The sequence below is a fragment of the Mesorhizobium sp. M1A.F.Ca.IN.020.06.1.1 genome, assembly GCF_004023265.1.
Classification (GTDB): domain Bacteria; phylum Pseudomonadota; class Alphaproteobacteria; order Rhizobiales; family Rhizobiaceae; genus Mesorhizobium.
Genome location: NZ_RZSR01000209.1, coordinates 1 through 564 on the forward strand (window position 1 = coordinate 1; position 564 = coordinate 564).

Below are 564 nucleotides of genomic sequence, written 5' to 3' on the forward strand. Positions count from 1 at the left end.
GTTTATCTGGAAACGCCGCCCGGCGAGCCGGTGCACATGACGAGCGCCATGCTGGAGAGCCATTGCGATGGCCTGCTATGCCTGACCGGCGGCCCGCGTGGCCCGATCGGCAGCGCGCTGAAGGCGGACCGCCGCGACCTTGCCGAACAGCGGCTGCTGTTCCTCAAAGAGCTTTTCGGCGACCGTCTCTATGTCGAGCTGGAACGGGTCGCCGGCTATGACCGCATGGTCGAAAAGTCGACGCTCGACCTTGCCTATACCCACGAACTGCCGCTGGTCGCCACAAACGAGGCCTTCTTCTCCAAGCGTGAAGACTATGAGGCGCATGACGCGCTGATTGCGATCGCCGAAGGCTCGGTGGTGGCCGCAGACAATCGCCGGCGGCTTTCGCCTGACAATTTTCTGCGCGGCCAGGCCGAGATGGCGCGGCTGTTCTCCGACCTGCCGGAAGCGATCGACAACACGGTCGAGATCGCCATGCGTTGCTCCTATTATCCGAAGAACCGCAGCCCGATCCTGCCGCGTTTCACCGGCGCCGACTCCGCCGACAAGGACGCCGCCGAG

General features: G+C 64.4%; 1 pseudogene. It reads left to right on the forward strand.

Annotated features, from left to right (window positions below):
* Nucleotides 1–564: pseudogene (locus tag EOA60_RS38925) on the forward strand (DNA polymerase III subunit alpha); the annotation flags it as partial.